Source organism: Asticcacaulis sp., from assembly GCF_035497195.1.
Classification (GTDB): Bacteria; Pseudomonadota; Alphaproteobacteria; order Caulobacterales; family Caulobacteraceae; genus Asticcacaulis.
On sequence record NZ_DATJDZ010000018.1, the window covers coordinates 79498 to 98174 of the forward strand.

General features: G+C 55.6%; 13 protein-coding genes. 9 read left to right on the top strand and 4 right to left on the bottom strand.

What is annotated here, in order from left to right; translation table 11 throughout:
* The first annotated feature begins 83 nt into the window (after nt 1-83).
* From VL130_RS10490 to manD, 4 genes are all read left to right on the top strand, one after another.
* Nucleotides 84-3374, top strand: a complete 3291-nt coding sequence (locus tag VL130_RS10490) for a TonB-dependent receptor (RefSeq protein WP_325362834.1) — start codon at nt 84-86, stop codon at nt 3372-3374.
* A 78-nt stretch (nt 3375-3452) separates the two neighbouring features.
* Nucleotides 3453-5072, top strand: a complete 1620-nt coding sequence (locus VL130_RS10495; RefSeq protein WP_325362835.1) for a sodium:solute symporter — start codon at nt 3453-3455, stop codon at nt 5070-5072.
* A gap of 4 nt (nt 5073-5076) precedes the next feature.
* Entirely contained in the window at nt 5077-5916 is an 840-nt protein-coding gene (locus tag VL130_RS10500; protein ID WP_325362836.1) for an amidohydrolase family protein, read from the top strand.
* A gap of 20 nt (nt 5917-5936) precedes the next feature.
* The gene (gene manD, locus VL130_RS10505) at nt 5937-7205 is read left to right on the top strand and encodes a D-mannonate dehydratase ManD (protein WP_325362837.1); all 1269 of its coding nucleotides are present in this window, start codon (nt 5937-5939) and stop codon (nt 7203-7205) included.
* Between the two features lie 111 nt (nt 7206-7316).
* Here the strand turns inward: manD and VL130_RS10510 are convergent, their stop codons facing one another.
* The 3 genes from VL130_RS10510 to VL130_RS10520 are packed head-to-tail and all read right to left on the bottom strand — an operon-like array spanning nt 7317 to nt 10277.
* Complete coding sequence (locus VL130_RS10510; protein ID WP_325362838.1) at nt 7317-8327, bottom strand: zinc-binding alcohol dehydrogenase family protein; 1011 nt, start codon at nt 8325-8327, stop codon at nt 7317-7319.
* Nucleotides 8328-8343: 16 nt separating this feature from the next.
* The gene (locus VL130_RS10515; RefSeq protein ID WP_325362839.1) at nt 8344-9366 is read right to left on the bottom strand and encodes an aldo/keto reductase; all 1023 of its coding nucleotides are present in this window, start codon (nt 9364-9366) and stop codon (nt 8344-8346) included.
* A complete protein-coding gene (locus VL130_RS10520; protein ID WP_325362840.1) occupies nt 9363-10277 on the bottom strand; it encodes an SMP-30/gluconolactonase/LRE family protein in 915 nt (304 codons plus the stop codon). The genes VL130_RS10515 and VL130_RS10520 overlap by 4 nt, the downstream gene beginning before the upstream one ends.
* A gap of 72 nt (nt 10278-10349) precedes the next feature.
* Here VL130_RS10520 and VL130_RS10525 point away from each other — a divergent pair, with 72 nt between their 5' ends.
* From VL130_RS10525 to VL130_RS10545, 5 genes are all read left to right on the top strand, one after another.
* Complete coding sequence (locus VL130_RS10525) at nt 10350-11564, top strand: mandelate racemase/muconate lactonizing enzyme family protein (protein ID WP_325362841.1); 1215 nt, start codon at nt 10350-10352, stop codon at nt 11562-11564.
* A gap of 4 nt (nt 11565-11568) precedes the next feature.
* The gene (locus tag VL130_RS10530; RefSeq protein WP_325362842.1) at nt 11569-12330 is read left to right on the top strand and encodes an SDR family oxidoreductase; all 762 of its coding nucleotides are present in this window, start codon (nt 11569-11571) and stop codon (nt 12328-12330) included.
* 78 nt (nt 12331-12408) lie between these two features.
* Nucleotides 12409-13137, top strand: a complete 729-nt coding sequence (locus tag VL130_RS10535) for a FadR/GntR family transcriptional regulator (RefSeq protein ID WP_325362843.1) — start codon at nt 12409-12411, stop codon at nt 13135-13137.
* A 64-nt stretch (nt 13138-13201) separates the two neighbouring features.
* Nucleotides 13202-15685 carry a hypothetical protein gene (locus VL130_RS10540; protein WP_325362844.1) on the top strand — a complete coding sequence of 828 codons (2484 nt, stop codon included), beginning with the start codon at nt 13202-13204 and terminating at the stop codon, nt 15683-15685.
* A gap of 3 nt (nt 15686-15688) precedes the next feature.
* Complete coding sequence (locus tag VL130_RS10545) at nt 15689-16378, top strand: DUF6445 family protein (RefSeq protein ID WP_325362845.1); 690 nt, start codon at nt 15689-15691, stop codon at nt 16376-16378.
* 159 nt (nt 16379-16537) lie between these two features.
* Here the strand turns inward: VL130_RS10545 and VL130_RS10550 are convergent, their stop codons facing one another.
* On the bottom strand, nt 16538-18664 hold the full coding sequence (locus VL130_RS10550) for a LamG domain-containing protein (protein ID WP_325362846.1): 2127 nt from the start codon (nt 18662-18664) through the stop codon (nt 16538-16540).
* Nucleotides 18665-18677 lie beyond the last annotated feature (13 nt).

The following is an 18677-nucleotide window of genomic DNA, read 5'->3' on the forward strand; positions in this document are numbered from 1 at the left end:
ACCTTCCACAGATCTCCAAATGCTTTGCAGCAGCAGCCTTTATGGCGGGTATCCCGCCAAGAGGACACTCAAGGAGGACAGGGATGAAGAGTAAATTGAATTTGGCTCGAAAAGGGCCGACTATGTTAAATTCTGGCGTATCCATGTTAGCGCTAACTGCGTTGGTTGCTGGTTTCGCTTTACCGGCGAATGCGCAAGATGTTGTGCCAGTGCCAACGGATGCCGCCAGCGCGCCGCAAGAGGTTGTGGTCGTCGGCACCAAACGGTCTCTGAGGACCGCGCAGCAAACCAAGCGAGACGCCGACACAATCGTCGATTCAATCACAGCCACCGATATCGGGTCCTTCCCGGATAAATCGGTTGCTGAAGCTTTGCAACGCGTCGCGGGGATTACTGTTACGCGTTTCGCGGCAACGATGGATACGTCGCACTTCTCCGCGGAACCTTCGGGTGTTCTTGTTCGCGGTCTTCCGCAGGTGCGTTCCGAATTCAACGGTCGCGACACCTTCTCGGCAAATTCCTCACGCGGTCTGAGCTGGGGGGATATCTCCCCTGAACTGATGGCAGGCGTCGATACCTACAAGAACCAAACTGCCGACCTGATCGAGGGCGGAATCGCAGGATCGATTAATCTGCGCACGCGCCTGCCATTCGATTCCCGAGGTCAATTGATCTCCGTCTCGGCCGGCGCCTCCTACGGTGATATCTCTGACAGCGTAACGCCTGATTATTCTGGTATCTACACCAATCGCTGGCAGACCTCGGTCGGTGAGTTCGGTCTTATGGTGAACTATGCGCATTCCTATGTCGAAACCGCGACCAACGGGGTTCAGATGGGACGGTACGGCGCGTTCTGCTCCACCGCCCCCGCAACAAACCCGGATGGAACGGTCATTCTTGCCAGTGACGGCAGTGTGCCCTGTGCCAGCGGGTCGCCATATGGCACCGATAGCTGGGCATATATTCCGTCGCTGATAGCCTTCCGCGATAACAAATATGAGCGGACGCGCGACGGCGTGGCTTTAGCGGCGCAATGGCAGAACAATAGCCATACAATGCTGGCAACGCTCCAATACAATGATTCAAAATATCACAACGAATGGCATGAGCGCGTCGTGACAGCCAGTGCGTTCGACATATATGCGGCGCCTGGCTATAACACGCTGACGAGTAATCTGGCGCAGCCTCTGGACGGCACGCCCGCATTCACCTTCGACGACAATGGTCTTTTCCAAAGCGGTGTGATGGTCAGCCCGATCGGTTGGTGGGGTGCTGATAATGCGGCTTCGGCCCTGGTCGCCGCCAATGCATCGGGTCAGCAGATGGTCAACGCTTGCTACGGTTTGCCCGCGTGTGGGCCGGCTCAGCAAGGCGCCACTATCTTCACCGCCTCACGGATCAATAATACCCATGACCGGACCCGCGATCTGTCCTTCAACTTCCGTTGGGATGTCAACGATCACTTCCGCACAACCTTTGATGTTCAGTACATAAAGGCAGAGTTGACTAACACGGATGTTGAGGTGGACGCCAATAGCTTCACCAATATGATCCTGGATTTCTCGGGTAAGTATCCGACGATGGATTTGGGTAATCCCGTTAATGTCAATCAGTCCCCCGGCGGGCTGGCGAACGGAAACAACTACTATTATCGTTCCGTTCAGGACCACTTAGAAAACAGCGAGGGCCACGAGTTCGCCACACGCCTTGACGGTGAGTATAGATTCGATAACGGGGGATGGTTTGATACGCTGAAGGTGGGCGTGCGATATGCTGACCGTGAGCAGAAGATTCGCTGGTCCGTATATAACTGGGCAAACATTGCCAACACCTGGAGCAACAACGCTTCTTACTGGAATACTGACAGCCCCGTTTACCCTGCAGGGATGACGGAAGCGGCCGGTTTTGGCTCTGACTTCATGGACGGGAATGTCCTTCCGGCCAATGCTCAGTTCCTATTCGTCAAGGACAGCATTTTGGAAGACAAGGCAAAGGTCATCAATGGCTTTAGCATGAATTCCATAGGTGTCGGTAGCTGGGTGTCGGCCTGCGAGCGTGCAAACCTTGTCGATGGCTGTTTTAACCAATCCGAGCTCGATACCGTCGGCGAAAAAACGCAGGCAGCCTACGCCATGCTGAAATTCGGCGGGCGCGACAAGACCATCTTTAACGGAATTTCTGTTCAAGGTAATGTCGGTGTGCGTTGGGTCCAAACCGAGGACGTCTCTGACGGCTACGCCATAGCACCGACAAATGCATGGTTGCAAAGTGTCGCTGGAACTCCGTGCAATACGCCGCTTACCGGTAATAATGTCACGAATGCCAGTTGCTGGATCACCCCAGATGATATTGCCTTCAGTAATGGAGCAGGCTCGGCTTTGACGTCAAGCAAGACTCACATCAACTGGCTTCCGAGTTTCAACGTTAAGTTCGGTTTGTCTGATCAGTGGGTCCTACGATTCGCGGCGTCCAGGTCCATGTCGCGACCTGACATGGGCTCTCTGAAAAACTATGTGGCAATGAACTCGGGCGCCCTGAATACCGGCAGCGATAGCACGCAGGTGATATATAGCAGCCCTACGGCAGATCACATCCCGGCAAACGTGACCGGCTTTAACTTTCAATACACCGCCGCAGCAGGCAATCCCAATCTGAAGTCGATGACTGCGGATAACCTGGACTTGTCGGTTGAGAACTATTTCGCTTCTGTTGGGTCACTGACGTTCGATATTTTCTATAAGAAGTTCTACGATTACATCCAGAACGGGCAGTATAGCCAGGACTTCACCAACAATGGCGTCACGCGCACGGTTCAGGTGACAGGCCCGATAAATGCGGACGGTGCGTCCATTAAAGGCTTCGAAGTGGCTTACCAACGCTTCTTCGACTTCCTGCCGGCCCCATTCGATGGATTCGGTGTTCAGGCAAACTATACGCATGTTGTCGATTCCGGAATTAGCAGTGCTTACAATGGTCAGGCCCAGGCAAGTAAGCTCATAAATCCTCATGCGCTCGAAGGGCTTTCCGAAGATGCCTACAACCTTGTCGGCATGTACGAAAAAGGGCCCTGGGCGCTCAGGCTGGCGTATAACTGGCGTTCCAAATTCCTAGTCACGGCGCTTGACTGCTGCATAATGATCCCGATCTGGCAGGACGATTATGGCCAACTCGACGGATCAATTCGGTACAAGGTCAACGACCACATCGAATTGAATCTCTCGGGTAGCAATCTGAGCGGTTCGGACACTGTCCTGGAAGGTCAGGTCTTTGGCGACATCCCAGGTGTAACGCCAAACGCCAAACCTGTGTTCACACCGAACGCATGGTTCAAGAATGATCGACGTGTGCAGGTCGGTATCAGACTGCGTTACTAAACAACTAAACAAGCGAGCGGGTAGGCGCACCCCTGCGCCTGCCCGCTTCTACGATCTTTTGTGAATTGTGAGGACGGTATGACACCATCCATGAGGGTACCCGCACTCGATCTGGGCATTATCATCGCGTATATTATTGCTATTTTGCTCGTCGGTATTCTGGCCGCACGCAGCAAAACGGTGACCGGTAAAGTCTTCTTCCTGGCCGGACGTTCGCTGCCTTGGGGGATTGTCGGCACGGCGCTGTTTGCCTCCAATATATCCACCATCCATCTCGTCGGTCTGAGTGCGTCAGGCTATAAAGATGGCCTCGTGTGGGGCAATTTCGAGTGGATGGCGGCCTTTACGCTGATCTTGCTTTCGCTGATATTCGCGCCGTTCTATTTCCGGAGCGGCATCTCCACGTTGCCAGAATTCCTCGAGCGAAGGTATTCCTCCGCATCGCGTTCCGTTCTTGCGATCATGGCTATCATGGCTGCTCTGTTCATTCATATCGGCATGTCGCTTTATGCCGGCGCGATCGTCTTTGAACAGTTCTTTGGCATCCGGGTGGAAATCTCCATCATTATCGTGTCGGTCATCATTTCGATTTACACAATTCTCGGAGGCCTGAAGGCGGTGGTGGTTACAGAAACCTTCAATACAGCGGTCTTACTAGCGGGCGTCTTCCTAATTACCGGTTTCGCCATTATGGCGCTTCCGTCCCATGGCATCCATACCCTCGCTGACTTCAAGGCGGCGGTTAAACCGGATCAACTGCACGTGATCCAGACCCACAGCACGGCCGGGTTGAATTGGTACGCCGTATTTCTCGGCTATCCGATCCTCGGTATCTGGTACTGGTGTACGGACCAAACCATTGTACAGCGCGTTTTGGGCGCGAAGTCCGAGCGCGACGCGCAATTGGGTCCTTTGCTCGCAGGTTTTCTGAAACTCCTGCCCATGTTTGTTCTCATTCTGCCGGGCGTAATCGCCTATGTCCTTTTCAAGGATAAAATCGGCGAAAACGCCAATGACACTTTGCCGGTCCTGATTAACACCCTTATCCCGACTGGGTTGCGCGGCCTGATTTGCGCGGCTGTGCTTGCAGCGCTTATGAGCGCGGTTTCGGCCGCGCTCAACAGTTGCGGTACTTTGGTCGCCGTCGATATCGTCAAGCGTCTGAAGCCGGATATCTCGGACCGTCGCCTGGTGAACACGGGGCGCGTCGCGTCGGCTGTCGTCATGGTTCTGGCCATTTTGTGGTCGACGCAAGGGGGGCGGTTCTCAAGTATTTTCGAGGCGATCAATGTCATTGCTTCAGATCTGGCGCCCCCGATCACCACGGTCTTCCTGTTCGGCGTTTTCTGGAAACGCGGCACGAAGGAGGCCTCGCTGGTAACTCTCCTTGCCGGCATGGCCATGGGCATTACAGCCTTCCTATTCGACCTGCCGGTGATCGGCACTACGCGCGTGCTAACGGACGAATGGGGCATTCCCTTCCTGATGCAAGCCTGGTGGATGTTCTGCATCTGCAGCGTGATCTTCATCATCGTCAGTCTGGTGACGCCAAAACCCGAAGCCCGAAATATTGAAGGACTGACCTGGACCAATCCGTGGGCGGTGCTCAGTGGGCCTGTCTCCAGCGTCACCGATCCCCGGTGCATTGCCGGATTGCTGTTCGCCACCATGATCGTTTTCTATGTTATCTTTCGTTAGTGAGATGACCGATTGGATAGATGCGCATCATCATCTTTGGAAGTACGATCCTGACCAGTATCCCTGGATGTCCGATCGTATGTCCGGGCTTCGCCAGGATCATGGGCTCGATATGTTCAAAGGCGTCGCTCAGCCCTTGGGAGTAACGGGATCCGTCGCTGTCCAGGCGCGTCAGATAGTGGAAGAGACCGACTATCTGATGCATATCGCCGAACATGACGACTTCGTGCGCGGGGTCGTAGGCTGGCTTCCCTTGATCGCTCCGGATGTCGAAGAGTACATAGACCGTTTCGCGCACCGGCCCAAACTCAAGGGGTTACGACACGTCCTCCATGACGAACCCGACGCCTTCTATATGCTGCGGGATGACTTCAATAACGGAGTGACAAAGCTCAAGCACCATGGCCTGACCTACGACCTGCTGATCTTTCCCGATCATTTGCCTCAGGCGTTGATCTTTGTCGATCGCCATCCTGAACAGGTTTTCATAGTCGATCATATCGCCAAACCCTCCATCACAACCGGCGCTATGGAGCCCTGGAAAACCGGGCTGCGCGATCTGGCCAAACGGGAAAACGTCATCTGCAAGATTTCGGGAATGATGACCGAAGCTCGGTGGGACGGATGGTCCGATGACGATTTCACTCCCTATCTCGACGCGGTGCTTGAAGCTTTCAGACCGGAGCGGCTGATGTTTGGATCCGACTGGCCGGTGATGACGATGGCGGGCCATTACGCTGATTGGATGCGGATTGTTCGATCCTGGTCGGCGCGCCTGAGCGGGTCCGAAATGAACGCAATACGAATATCGACCGCAACCCGAATCTACAGTTTGGGCGATTAGATTATTTATTTGAGGAACCTATGTCAGCAATAGACAGAAAAATATCTCCGGCTCTGGGCGATCACATCCACGCCGGCGCGGCAATCATTCGCTCAGCCCGCGTCATCGTCACCTCGCCGGGGCGCAATTTCGTCACCCTGAAGATCGAGACCGATCAGGGCGTCTACGGTATCGGTGACGCCACCCTCAATGGCCGCGAGCTTTCGGTCGTGTCCTATCTCGAAGATCACGTCATCCCCAACCTGATCGGCAAGGACGCTCAGCGCATCGAGGATATCTGGCAGTTTCTGTATCGCGGCGCCTACTGGCGGCGCGGGCCGATCACCATGTCGGCGATAGCAGCGGTCGATACCGCCCTGTGGGACATCAAGGCCAAGCTGGCCGGCATGCCGCTCTATCAACTGCTCGGCGGCCGCTCGCGTGACGGGGTGCTGGTTTATGGCCACGCCAATGGTTCCGATATCGAGCATACGGTTGATGAGGTCGGGCGCTATATGAGTCTGGGCTACAAGGCGATCCGCGCGCAGTCGGGCATTCCCGGTGTCAAGGGCGCATATGGTGTTGGCCGCGGCGACATGTATTACGAGCCCGCCGATGGCACCCTGCCGACCGAAACCCTGTGGAACACCAGTTCCTATCTGAATTTCGCGCCGAAACTGTTCGAGAAACTGCGCGATGTCCACGGCTTCGGCATTGAACTGCTGCACGACGTTCACCATCGCCTGACGCCGATCGAGGCGGGGCGACTGGGCAAGGATCTGGAGCCTTACCGCCTGTTCTGGATGGAAGACGCGACGCCCGCCGAAAACCAGGAAGCCTTCCGGCTGATCCGCCAGAACACCACGACGCCGTTGGCCGTTGGTGAGATTTTCAACACCATTTGGGACTGCAAGGATCTGATCCAGAACCAGTTGATCGATTATATCCGCACGACGGTGGTCCATGCCGGTGGCATCACCCACCTGCGCCGCATCGCCGACCTGGCCTCGATGTACCAGGTGCGGACCGGTTCGCACGGCGCTACCGATTTGTCGCCGGTCTGCATGGGCGCAGCGCTGCATTTCGACACCTGGGTGCCTAATTTCGGCATTCAGGAATATATGCGCCACACGCCGGAGACCGATGACGTTTTCCCGCATGATTACAGCTTCGATGATGGTTACCTCAAGGTCGGCGATACGCCGGGCCATGGCGTCGATATCGATGAGGCCCTGGCGGCGAAATATCCTTACCAGCCCATGCAGCTGCCCGTCGCGCGCTTGCAGGACGGGACCATGTGGAACTGGTAATCTTTCCGACAGCGATCCAATTCTTCTCCCCCGAGGATCGTTTGTCAGGCTGGCCAGCAACCGGACGCCTCCTACCGGTTGCTGGCCTTTTTTATTAGCGGATCGTGATCTCTAGCACTCAACGATCGCCTTGATGACACCTGCAGAAGGTTCCATCCATTTGGGCAGCGTGTAGGGGAGCTCCCGAAGTTTGGCCCGGTGGGTATTGAGTGCAGCGCTTGGCACCTTTCCGGCTTTCATAGCCGCGAGAACGCCCTCGAAATCCTCAACCGTTGCATTTCGGCTGCTTTTCAAAGTCGTTTCGCGCTTTTGGAATTCCGGGTCATTGAACGTGATATCTGCGGCCACGACGGATATGAAAACGTAGGTTCCGCCGTGAGCCACATAGCCAAAGCCGGTTTCCATAGCCTTGGGCGCCCCAGTGGCGTCAAATGTTGTATCGAAGAAGTTGTTATTTGTAATTGCGGCCAATTCGTCGCGGGTTGTCGAACTGAGCGGCACGGCATGATCAACCTTCAAAATATTTTGACAAAAATCCAGACGAGATTGGCGACCATCAACGACCGTGACTTCAGCACCCGCAATTTTTGCAAAAAGTGCTGCGGCCATACCAATTGGGCCTACGCCCACAACCAGTGCTTGGTCTCCCGGCTTAACCTCTGACCGGCGGACGGCGTGGTGTCCGATAGAGAGGAACTCCAACATCGCCGCTTCATCGAGGGAGATGCCATCGCACTTGAACGCGAACGCCTCTGGGATAGCGATGAACTCTGTTAGGCCTCCGTCGCGATGCACGCCGAGTACCTGAATATTCATGCAACAATTCGTCTTGCCGCGCTGACACGCATGGCAATGGCCGCAAGCAATATAGGGCATGACATAAACCACGTCACCCGTCTGGAAATCGCTGCCGGGCGCAGCCTCGGCGACCTCGCCGGAGAGCTCATGACCCATGACGCGGGGATAGCTAAGGTAGGGTTGTGTGCCGTTGAATATGTGCATGTCCGTGCCGCAGATACCGACTCGACGAATACGCAGGAGAATCTCTCCCTCGCCACGCAAGGGTTTGGGTTGCTCGATTAAAGCCAGCTTGCCGGGGGCTTCACAAATAACAGTGTCCATGGATTGTACTTTCTGATTAGGCTTGGGGAAGGGGAGCAGAAGGGTGCAGCAGGCCGGCGGCCTTGAGGTCGGACCAAAGGCTGGAAGGAATTTTCATCGAAAACAGGTCGACATTGCTGATGACCTGTTCGGACGAGGCCATGCCGGGAATGACACAGGTGACCGTGGGATGCGCGAGCGGAAATTGCAGGGCGGCCGCGGCAAGGGGTATCCTGTGGTCGGCGCAAATGGATTGTAATCCAGCGACGCGGCGAATGATGTCCGCGGGCGCAGGTTCGTAATTATAGTGGGTGACGCCGCCAGGCTTTATGCCTTCAATTAGGATGCCCGAATTGTAGGGACCTCCGACAATAATGCTGATGTTACGCCGTTGGCATTCTGGCAAAAAGCTATCGAGCGCAGTCTGTTCCAGGAGGGTGTAGCGGCCGGCAAGAAGAAAGACGTCTAAATCCGTGTAGGGCAGAACGTCGGCGCAAACTTGCCATTCGTTCACCCCGAGGCCAATTGCGCCGACGAGACCCCCATCTTTAAGTGACCGCATGGCTTTGTAACCACCGTCAAGAAAATCTCTCAAGTGGCGGCCATGATCTGCGCCGTGTGTCTCGCGCCCGAGATCATGCGCCAAAAGCACGTCCACGCGATCCCGTCCCAAGCGCAGCAAGCTATCTTTGAAGGCGCGCATCACCCCATCATAGGTGTAATCGAAAACGGGCTCGAACGCGTCGCCGTCCACAAATCCATGGCGCATAAAGCCAGCCGCCGGCGGGGCGATGGCTTCGAGACGACGGCCTACTTTGGTAGAGATCTTGCCGCGCCAATCCGACAGACCAATCCGGCGTTCAGAAAGACCTTGTCCGTAATGTGGGGCGGTGTCGAGGTAGGTAATGCCGGCCTGACGCGCGGTGTCTATGGCAGCAAGAGCCACTTCATCACCAATGGCGCGATAGAGATTACCGAGCGCGCCGGCGCCGTATCCCAAAAGAGGAAGATCGACAGGCGTCGTTCCCACTGGCCGGGTGGTTGAAAGAAGGTAGGTCAAGGTTGTACTCCTGTCCTAGTGCGCGATATGCCAAATAGATTGGGCGCGAGGCCTGGAATGTCGGTTGTAATGGCGTAGAGCGCCCCTTCGCGGGGATGACTTTCTTGCGCTGCGGGTAGGCCGAAACGGGCTGAGGTCACGTAGAGCGTTTTCAGATCAGGACCGCCGAAAGCGCAACTCGTTGGCAATTGGCACGGGACGTCAACGATGCGGTCGACCGATCCATCAGGTGCGAACCGAACGATACAGCCACCGCCGACCCGGGCATTCCAAATGAAGCCATCAAAATCTTGGGCGGAGCCATCCGGCAGGCCGCGGGCGAAAGTGGCAAACGACTTTTTCGTCTCAAGGCCATCCTCTCCAAAGCGATATCGATACAACTGGTTTTCTAGCGTATCAGCACAGATAAACGTTCGGTCATCCGGCCATATCATGGTGTTGCAAATGCCAAATTCGGCCGGTGTCAAGGATTCGACTTGACCGTCCATTTGGACGCGGTGGAACGCGCCAGAATGCTTCGATATTTCGGTAGGCGCGTTGTTCGGGCCAATATTGTTCTGCATGGTACCCACCCAGAATGCGCCATCCGGGCCAACCGCGCCTTCATTCAGGCGGTTGTCCAACAGGTCGGGCTCCGGTGTCGCCAAATGTATAAAAGGGCCGCCAAACTCCCACAGGGCGACAGTTCGGCGTAGCGCGACGACCGCACCACCATCTACCCTCAATCCAATGGCGGTCACTAAGTCGGGCGTATCCCACTTTTCAAAAACGCCAGTCGTCGGCGTGAATGCATGGATCGTCTTGCCGCAAATATCAACCCATTGAAGGCGTTGTCGTTTTTGGCACCAAACTGGACTTTCGCCCACGATGTTGCCGATGGCGTTGATGAGGTGCACCCTGTGGTTCGACATAAAATTCTTCTTGCTTCATTTCAAAGTCAACTATAGACAAACCTGTACTACAGGTCAATGTGAAGGTGTAAAATGATAATTCGCGGTATCGAAACCATTAGGATCGCGGAACAGCCGAATGTCCTGTGGGTGCAGATCCACTCCGATGAAGGCCTGATTGGTCTGGGAGAAACTTTTTTCGGAGCCGAAGCCGTCGAAGCCTATATCCATGAGACAGCGGGTCCGAAGCTTATCGGTAGGGATGCCTTAGCGATTGACGCCATATCGCGCGACCTGGTTGGCTACCTGGGTATCCGGTCTTCTGGTGCTGAGACCCGCGGTAATTCTGCTATCGACATTGCGCTTTGGGATCTATTCGGCAAGGCGATGAACCAGCCGATCACACAGTTGCTTGGCGGGTTTACCCGCAGACGTATCCGAACATACAACACCTGTGCCGGCCCCGTTTATATGAACGGAACCAAAGGTCAGACCAGCGCCAACTGGGGTATCGGTGAAAGTCTGCATCAGCTTGACGACCTTCATAGCTTCCTTCATCGCCCGGCTGAATTGGCCCAGTCGCTCCTGGAAGAAGGCATCACGGCGATGAAGATCTGGCCGTTCGACTTGGCAGCTGAAAAAAGCAATGGACAACACATTGACGCCGATCAGATGCGTCAGGCCTTGCGACCGTTCGAGGCAATTCGGGCAGCGGTAGGCGACAAGATCGATATCATGGTCGAGTTCCATTCGCTTTGGCGTTTGACCCCCGCGATAAAGATCGCCAAGGCGCTTGCACCATTCAATACGTATTGGCACGAAGACCCTATCCGCATGGATAGTCTGGCCAGTCTCAAGGTTTATGCCGACCAATCACCGGCGCCACTTTGCGCATCCGAAACCCTCGCCGGGCGTGGGGCGTTCCGTGATCTGCTTATGCTCGACGCCGCCGGCATTATCATGCTCGACCTGTCCTGGTGCGGCGGTATTTCGGAAGCGAGGAAGATTGCGTCGATGGCCGAAGCCTGGCAATTGTCAGTCGCGCCTCACGACTGCACCGGGCCTGTGGTGCTGTGTGCGTCGACTCATCTCGGCCTGAATGCGCCAAATGCATTAATTCAGGAGAGCGTACGCGCCTATCTGCGCGGTTGGTATGCTGAAGCGGTCACAGCCTTGCCTGTGGTGGCGGATGGGCACATTACGGTGCCTGAAGGGCCTGGCCTCGGACTGGAGCTTATGCCGGACTTGGATCGTCGCTTCACAGTTAGCCGGCGACTCAGTGGCGCCAGTGTCAGTCGAGGGGCCTAAAGAGATGACGAGTTTGAAATTGCATGGGCGAAACGTCCTTCTAACTGGGGCGCTAGGTTCTTTGGGACGGGCGCAGGCCACGCACTTTTTGGAGGCCGGCGCGCAGTTATATCTTCTGGATCGCCCGAATCATCCGGACGCCGAGACTTTCGTTGCCGAGCTTCAAAAGAGTGCGGCCGGTCGAGCAGCCTATATCGGCTTAGACCTTGAGGATGTTGAAAATGCCGCGCAAGAGATTGCTGAATTGGCGATCGAAATCGGCGGCTTCGACATCCTGGTCAACAACGCAGCGCTGATCGTGAACAAGCCGTTCGAGACGTTTAAAGTCGCGGAGTATGAAGCTCAGATGCGTGTCAACGCCGGGGCGCCATTCGCCTTGTCACAAGCGGTCGCACCTGCCATGAAAGCCAACAAAAGAGGGGTCATTATCAACTTTTGCTCCGTTACTCTGAATGGTGAGTGGAATGGCTACGTCCCTTATGTCGCTTCCAAGGGGGCGATGCTGGGGTTAACAAAATCACTCGCGCGCGAATTAGGGCCATTTGGCGTGCGAGTGAATGCGATTGCACCCGGCGCTGTGACCTCCGAAGCGGAGGCCCGGGTTTTTGGAGATCGCGCCGAGGATTACGAAACTTGGGTGCTGACGCGACAGTCTCTGAAAACGCGAATTATTCCCGATGATATCGCGCGAGCCGTGCTTTTTCTGGTGAGCGATGACGCGAACATGATCAGTGGCCATGTCCTTGATGTCGACGGTGGCTGGTAATCGCACCGCTCCATCACAGCGTTTGCATGTGCCGCCACGAGCGATTAAGCTAACGATTATCGTAAATAGGAGTCGCAGTTGATCGCTGACAAAGATGATATGCTGGAAGTGGGTACGACGGGCGAAGGCATGGTGGATCGAGTTGTGCGGTCGGTAATCGCCATGATTCGCAGCGATGATTTACGCGTCGGTGATGCGCTCCCCGGCGAGAACACTTTGGCCACGCGTTTCGGGGTGTCGCGCGCTGTCGTTCGCGAGGCCTTTCGCTCGCTGTCTGCCTTGCGTATTTTAGATATTGGAAACGGACGAAACGCCCGTATCGCGGTGCCAGACTCAGACACTTTTGGCCTGTTGTTCGACCACGTGGTTCACACGCGGCACGTCACCGTCCAACAGGTTTTGGATGTGCGTCGCTCGATTGAGGTCCGTACCGTTGTCCTCGCTGCAGTGCGCCGCACTGAACGTGAAGCGCAAACGATTCTGCAATGTGCGGCTGGCATGCGGGACAATTTTGAAGACCCGGCTCTAGTTTTGGAGCACGACCTGCAGATGCATGCCGCCATCGCCGAGGCCGCGAGAAATCCAATGTTTACAATCATGGTCAAGTCTTTTGAGGCTGTCACCAGAAACAATTGGACTGTCGGTTGGAAAAGCCGTGAATCGGAACAGGAACGCATGAAAATGATTTCCGTGCACGAAGCGATTGCTCAGGCCGTCGCCGATCAGGATGTCGAAGGTGCCCGCACGGCTATGTCCGCACACTTTGATGAAACCATTCGAGCTCTTGCCATCGCAGGCTTCAATTAAGTCTCAGATTAGTCGTCTGGCGTGAAGATAGCTGTTGCAATACCTGTCCTACAGGTGTCATGATGTGGAAAAACCGCTTCAGGAGACAGGGATGAATCGTAGGCACTTCTTGGGCGCAGCCGTTGCTGGATCTGTAATGCTCGTCGGTAGTCGGGTTGTCGCATACACAAGTCGTCCGCTCCGTATCACCATTGCCAGGGACTGTCCTGATACGCCGAAAACGAGGCTGGCCGTCCAGGAGCTTCGTGCCGGCTTGCTCTCTCTTCGATTGGCTGACGAGATATCGGAGGGGAATGCCAAGGGTAGCCTGGTGCTTACCTTGCGTCTCGATTCCCGCCTTGTGGGGGAAGCCTACGAAATCGCGGCGGCCGAAAATGGAGCCATTATCAGCGGGGGACAGGAGCAGGCGCTGCTCTACGGCGTTTTTGACTTCTTGGAACAGCAGGGTATTTTATATGGCATCGATGGCACGGTTGTGCCGGTAGATTTGCCGCAAACACTGAATCTGCCGACGCTTGGCGCAGCTTGGAAGATGCGGCCGGAATTCGCAACCCGTGGTTTGATTCCCTGGCCCGACTTTCTCAACTGTATCAGCATTTACAACGACGAAGACTTCAAAGCCTATTTCGCGGCGATGCTTCGCATGCGGATGAATATGTTCGGCATGCATGTTTATACCGGCGGTGCGCCCGTGGAATCCTATTTGTCGTTTGATTTTGCCGGTGCGGGCCATCAAGCCGAACTGGAAAACACCACGACAACGGGCTGGGGGTATCTGCCGCAACGTACTTCCACATATAAGCAGGGCGCGGCCCAGTATTTCGCTGGCGAGACATTCGGCGCGGACGCCCAAATTCAATCGCGCGACATGTGGGAAGTGGCGGATCGCACCACTGCGATGCTCCGGTCCGGTTTTGAATTCGCCAGAAGCCTGGGTATCAAGACCGGGATCGGGTTTGAGCCCTATGTAAATCCGCCGGGGATTACATCCGCATTGCCGCCGGAAGCTGCAAAAGCAAAAGGTGGCTTAATAGAATCCCGCACTGGCCGGCTCCTGCTCGAACGCCGACTGGCTGATCTGCTGGAGCGCTATCCCAGTGTCGATAATGTTTGGCTATGGGAGGACGAAACGACCAACTGGAACAGCCGCAACAGCAATATTCCATTGTCGGTCACGCCCTTCATGCAAGCCTATGAGTTCCTCAAACGCCATGCCCCGGAGAAACGTCTGGTGTTGGGCGGGTGGGGTGGTATCACGCGGAATTTCAAGTCTCTGCACGAGCGCCTACCAGAAGATATCATCTTTTCGGCGCTCAACGATTCATTGGGTTGGGATCCTGTTCACGAGGCCTTCGGTGACCTCGGGGGCCGCGAACGTTGGCCGATCCCCTGGCTTGAAGATGATCCCTCGATGTGGCTTCCGCAGTTTCGGGCATCGCAGGTCGAGGTCGACATGAAGCAGGCCAGTGCGCTCGGTTGCCAGGGGATGCTAGGCATTCACTGGAGGCACCGGATCGTTGATCCAACGGCGACCTACTTTTCTCGCCGGGCCTGGAGTCCAGGTTTGTCTCCGGTTGAACATTATGGGCATTATGCATCCACCCAGGCATCCGGCAAACGCGTTGCGGAATTGACCACGCTGTTAAACGACTGCGATACGGGCCGCGCCATTGTCTCGACCTTTACAGGCGATCGGGACAAGGAGGGGTTCGCGGTTGTCAACGGCTTAACGCCGGACTATGAGGAGGGATTCGTCTACTGGAAATATCGACCAGACGCTAAGGCGCTGCCGATCCAGCGCGATACGGCCGCGCGCTTCAAGGCGTTGGCCGACACGGCCGAAACGCCGCTCGAAACGGAGCGTTTGGGTTACTTTTCAGGCTTTGTCGCTTTAATGGTTCCGTACTGCGATGCGGCGGAACAGGCCTGGCAGCTCGACGCAGTGCTCAAAAAAGCAATCGAACTCAGGGAAGCGGACAAAGAGCCCGAAGCCAAGAGGCTGGTATTGCAAAAAGGTGTACCGTTGTGGCTGCATATCGCACCTGAGATACGTCAAACTCTGCTCGATTATCAAAGTATTGTTTCCACGCGCAACGACCTTGGGCAATTGGCGTCCATGCAAAACAAGGCCGTGCGCATGGCGCTCGAACGGTTGCGGTTGTCTGTGCAGGAGTTTGCCGGGGAACTGCCAGAAATGGACCGGGCCTACGCGGCCGCGATAGCGCCAGCGCAGAATCCCGCGCCTCGGCTATTTCTTCCTACCCGGCTGAGTTTGCTGACCCAGAACGAAAAAATGCGTCTGTTCATTATGGCGCCTGACAGTCCGGCCGAAAGCGCGATAAGTCTGAATTGGCGGGTGCAGGGTGCCAGGGGATGGAACCGCGTACGCGCGCGGCACGAGGGGCGAAGTGTGTATAGCGCTGAACTCGGGCCTTTCACAGCGAAGCAAAAGGCGATTGAATACACGGTCTCAATGACGGCTGGTGCGCAAACCTTGACGAGCCCGCCCCAAGTTGATCGGGCCTATCAGGCGACTATCCTCGGGTGATGCATGGTCGATCTGAGCTTGAATCCAGCGGCCAGGCTGTCACTGCGCCATGTCGGCGGCGAGCGTAATCCTCTACTCATCATCGACGAGGTCCTGAAGGTGCCGAAAGACCTTGTCGATATAGCTTGCGATGGCCGATTTATTCGACCGGAAAATACGGTTTATCCCGGGCTTAACGGCAGCTTGCCGGAATCGTACAGTCAAGACCTCATCCTCTCCCTCCGTCCTGTTCTTGAACGTGCGTTTGGGTTGCCTAGCTTGCCTTTGAGTTATTTTGGATTCTTTGGCATGGCTACGGCGCCGCCGTCAGATCTTGTGGCTGGGCAGAGGGTGCCGCACTTTGATTCTACCGATCCGTTCCGACTGGCGCTGGTCCATTATCTGTGTCGGGGACCTTTCGGTGGTACGGGCTTTTTTCGTCACAAATCGACGGGGTATGAAGGCGTAGATCGTAATCGCTTAAAGGCATACCAGGAGGCGAGCCATATGGATCTTGCGAGCGCCCCGGCGGAACATGTCGGAGCCGATACGGCCGGGTACGAAATGATCGAGTCGGTAGATTTGATGTTCAATCGTTTGATCGTCTATCGAAGCCATGTGCTTCACTCTCCATTGCTTCGCAGCCAAATGCTCACCTCGGATCCGCAGTCGGGCCGGCTGACGGCCAATAGTTTCGTTTATGTCAGCGGATAGACCTAAAGCTATGGCGTACGTGATTGATGAAAAGCGATAAATGGTCGCCACATAAATTTGAAATCGCGCGCCATAGAGCGAATAGGACTTGATCAGGCGGCAGATGAGCCACCTGACCATTCCTGGCATTAGAAACATGCAAGACCCGCTTTTTTTCCTTCAGGGGACAGGGGTGATCGTCACTGTGCTTGGCTTCGTTATTTGTATAGGCAGGTAGACCACCAACCGCGTCGATGTCAGCCCCTGCACGTACCCTAGTTTTAAGCCGTCGACATCGTGCCCATCGACAGTCACTTTTGCCGCTCCTTTCCAGTCTTCAATAACAAAGGCGGGATCGAAGAGGGGAGACGCATCGCTTGCGGCAAGCTGCAAGGTGAGAGGTCCAACCACAGGGGGCTCACTTTGAATGGTAAAGGCGCGTTGGGCGGGATCGTAACTTGCGGTTACTGTCGACGGACCGGAGATGGTTGGCGGAGATATCCATGAGCGCGCCAGCGGAAGCAGGGCAGTCGCCGCTTTCGTCGTCATCCCGGTCATCAATAGTTTCGTCTCCGTCAACGCGTCACGCGCGTAAGAGTCCCAGTAAATATGGGACAACGAGCTATGCGACGGCCGATCAGCAGCTACTGCCGGGCGTCCGCTGGAGGCCAGTTGACCGACCGGCCAATGGTTCCACCACTCGAACATCGAATAACTTTTTTCGCCGTTATATGTGCTAAAGGATACGTTTTTTGGAAACACGACTTGGAAGGGTTTCTCCACCGCTTTCAGGTTAACGACCTGAATGTTGGCGGCGGCGGGGAGGTCCAATTTGTCCGGGCCACGTGGGTAGTCAAAGCTGTCGTCAGGTTTCGGGCGCCACGTGTAGGTATGTGTCTCCCCTGCCATATTGGCCAGAGTCAGGGCGTCCGGGGCTATGTTGTCCTCCGGCTTTTGTCCGGGGCCGTTGATTACAATGGATTCCTGCCACTCGTGGGGGGCGCCCACCTTGTGGTCGAGATTACTACTCCAAAGGGTTTGCTTCCGAATCGCCGCACCATCGGGATAAACGTACCAGTATTCTTCCGCCCAATCGAACCAACCCGTGTCGGGATCTTCATTCGCGCCTTTTTGGTAACGACTTTCGACCAAGGCGTATCGCCAGCGTAGGACGACGCGCGCCGGGGTGGATTCCATAATTGTGACCTTGGAGAGATCTGCATGTTTATCGGACATGGGTTCACAGTCGCCGCCTTCGAGACAGCCCGGGGGCGCCCAGGCCTCGGTGAATTGATCAGTGTACCATTTACCATTGCCGGTTACCCAAGCCGGGACGAAGTTTGTGCCTTGCCAGAAAACCAGCCGCATCGGTGATTGTTCGAAACGAACCACAACATCCGAGTCCGGACCGTATCGGCGCAGACCATCCCAGGCCGGGTCCCATTTCAATGAGGTATAGTAGGCGCCGAAGTCCCCCACCCCGCCAGGACCTGCGGGTAGGGCATAATTGGGGATGACATCTCCGGCAGGCGCCTTAGCCGACGTGAAACGCGTTTTCTCTTCTTTTGCCGATACGGCGTAGTCAAGCACCTCAACATTATCAAGCAGGCCGTCCAGTGAATAGCCGACTTTATCGTGGGGGTGAATTAGCCACGAGGGGTAAGGTAATTGGGGCTCACGTACGCGACCAATATAGATATCAGCCTTATCTGCCTGGTCGAAGGGCCCCTGAATGGGTGCCGTCACTTCGGCCTTTCCGTTGATATAGATGGTTACGCTTTTCCTGTCGAAAGTCGCCGTTACCATCGACAGGCGCTTCAAAGGCAATTTGGACTCGGTTGTCAATTGGCGCCAAATCCCGTTTGACGCATAGCTGAATGTTATATGACCGAACGCATCCACACTGAGCGAGTAACCTAATTGATTGTCGACACTCTGATCTATCAGAGGCAAGGCATTCCAAGGATAGGTATTAAATGCGACCCATGTGGACACAGTGAAGTTATCACCTAACGATGGGGTGTCGGCCGCTGCGCGCACAATGCGGGTTGTATATCCGTCGAAAACGAGACCGTTTCCCTGAACGCCGGCTGCGTATCGCACGTTGCCGGTTACGCCAGGTGTGGCGCCGTCCTCAAATGTCAGATCAATCACCTTGGAAGGGTCTTGCGCATGCACGTTTGCAATGCCACAGGCAAAAGCGAGTAGCGCGGCCCCGCATCCAGCAGCCAGCAATATGGTATGACGTGGTCTTTTCGGGCGGATCCCAGAGAAAGCGGCATCAACCATAATCGTGCGATTCGACATAGATATTATCATC

Excerpts from the sequence above, each read along its gene's own strand:
- VL130_RS10530 (WP_325362842.1), top strand. The coding sequence starts at position 11,569 with ATGACGAGTTTGAAATTGCATGGGCGAAACGTCCTTCTAACTGGGGCG.
- VL130_RS10545 (WP_325362845.1), top strand. The coding sequence starts at position 15,689 with ATGGTCGATCTGAGCTTGAATCCAGCGGCCAGGCTGTCACTGCGCCAT.
- VL130_RS10525 (WP_325362841.1), top strand. The coding sequence starts at position 10,350 with ATGATAATTCGCGGTATCGAAACCATTAGGATCGCGGAACAGCCGAAT.
- VL130_RS10550 (WP_325362846.1), bottom strand. The coding sequence starts at position 18,664 with ATGTCGAATCGCACGATTATGGTTGATGCCGCTTTCTCTGGGATCCGC.
- VL130_RS10490 (WP_325362834.1), top strand. The coding sequence starts at position 84 with ATGAAGAGTAAATTGAATTTGGCTCGAAAAGGGCCGACTATGTTAAAT.
- VL130_RS10500 (WP_325362836.1), top strand. The coding sequence starts at position 5,077 with ATGACCGATTGGATAGATGCGCATCATCATCTTTGGAAGTACGATCCT.
- VL130_RS10510 (WP_325362838.1), bottom strand. The coding sequence starts at position 8,327 with ATGGACACTGTTATTTGTGAAGCCCCCGGCAAGCTGGCTTTAATCGAG.
- VL130_RS10495 (WP_325362835.1), top strand. The coding sequence starts at position 3,453 with ATGACACCATCCATGAGGGTACCCGCACTCGATCTGGGCATTATCATC.
- VL130_RS10520 (WP_325362840.1), bottom strand. The coding sequence starts at position 10,277 with ATGTCGAACCACAGGGTGCACCTCATCAACGCCATCGGCAACATCGTG.
- manD (WP_325362837.1), top strand. The coding sequence starts at position 5,937 with ATGTCAGCAATAGACAGAAAAATATCTCCGGCTCTGGGCGATCACATC.